Origin of the sequence: Kitasatospora sp. NPDC004799 (assembly GCF_040609095.1) — a bacterium.
Classification (GTDB): domain Bacteria; phylum Actinomycetota; class Actinomycetes; order Streptomycetales; family Streptomycetaceae; genus Kitasatospora.
On record NZ_JBEXJK010000796.1, the window covers coordinates 1 to 1,398 of the forward strand.

The following is a 1,398-nucleotide window of genomic DNA, read 5'->3' on the forward strand; positions in this document are numbered from 1 at the left end:
GCAACCGCTGCTGCGGATCCATCGCCTCCGCCTCACGCGGCGAGACACCGAAGAACCCCGCGTCGAACAGATCCGCGTCGTGCAGGAAACCCCCGTGCCGGGTGGGGATCGCGCCGGCGTCCCGCGCGTCACCGTCCCGGTCCTGGTCCTGGCCCTGCTCCCCGGCCGGAGCGTAGGAGCCGTCCAGGTCCCAGCCCCGCCCCTCGGGGAGGCCGGAGATCGCGTCGCGCCCCTCCGCCACCAGCTGCCACAGGTCCTCCGGCGACGCCACCCCGCCCGGGTAGCGGCACCCCATGCCCACGATCGCGATGGGCTCGTGGGCCTTCTCCTCCAGTTCCCTGGTCTGCTGTCGTGCCTCGCGCAGGTCGGCCGTGGCGCGCTTGAGGTAGTCGCGGAGCTTGGCTTCGTTGGACATGGGGCTCACCTTTCCCTTACCTCAGCGCGACAGTTCGTTGTCGAGCGCGTCGAAGAGTTCGTCGTCGGTCACGTGGTCGAGGTCGTCGGCGGATTCGGCGGGTTCGTCCTGCTCCCGCTGCCAGGCGCGGAGGATCTGGGTCAGTCGGTTGGTGATCCTGGTGCGGTCCTCGCGCTCGCCGCCGGCGAGGAGCTTCAACGCCTCCTCCATCCGGTCGGCGTCGGCGAGGACGCGCGCGACCGGATCCGGCTGGTCGGGTTCGAGGGCCGCCAGGAGGTGGGCGGCCAGTTCGTCCGGTGTGGGCCGGTCGAACAGCACGTTGACGGGGAGCCTGAGTCCGGTGGCCGCGTTGAGCCGGTTGCGCAGTTCGACGAGGGTGAGGGAATCGAGCCCGAGCCCCCGGAAATCCGTGCCGGTGTCGATGGCTCCGGCCCCCTGGTGGCCGAGGACGTCGGCGATCTCCTGGCACAGGAGGTCCTTCACGACGCCGAGGCCGCGTTCGCCGGTCGCCCCGACGATCCGGTCGGTCCAGGAGGCGGGGCCCGCCGTCCTCGGTGCCGCGGCAGGGGCCGCGGTACGCCGGGTCGGGGCGGAGACGAGGCCGCGCAGCAGTGGCGGCAGGTCGGCCGCGGCGGCCCTCGCGTTCAGGCGCGCCGAGTCGAGCACCAGCGGCGCCACGGCCGGCTCGCTTCCCTGCCACGCGTCGTCGAACAGCGCCATGCCCTGCTCGGAGGGGATCTTTCCGATGCCGTACCGCTCGAAGCGCTGGAAGGCCGTGTCGTCGAGGCCGGCGGTCATGCCGGACTCCTGCTCCCACAACCCCCACGCCAGCGACAGACCCGGCAGCCCCCGGGCCGACCGCTCCTGCGCCAACGCGTCCAGGAACGTGTTCGCCGCCGCGTAGTTCGCCTGACCGGCACTCCCCACCAGACCCGACACCGACGAATACACCACGAACGCCGCCAACCCCGGGCACCGCTCCC

Annotated in this window: 2 protein-coding genes; both read right to left on the reverse strand. The window is 72.5% G+C overall.

Annotated features, from left to right (window positions below):
* Positions 1–415: beta-ketoacyl synthase N-terminal-like domain-containing protein (locus ABZW03_RS40875; protein WP_355269954.1), on the reverse strand; the 415-nt coding region annotated here is incomplete at its 3' end.
* A 21-nt stretch (positions 416–436) separates the two neighbouring features.
* Positions 437–1,398 (reverse strand): KR domain-containing protein (locus tag ABZW03_RS40880; RefSeq protein WP_355269956.1); only part of this gene is annotated, 962 nt, incomplete at its 5' end.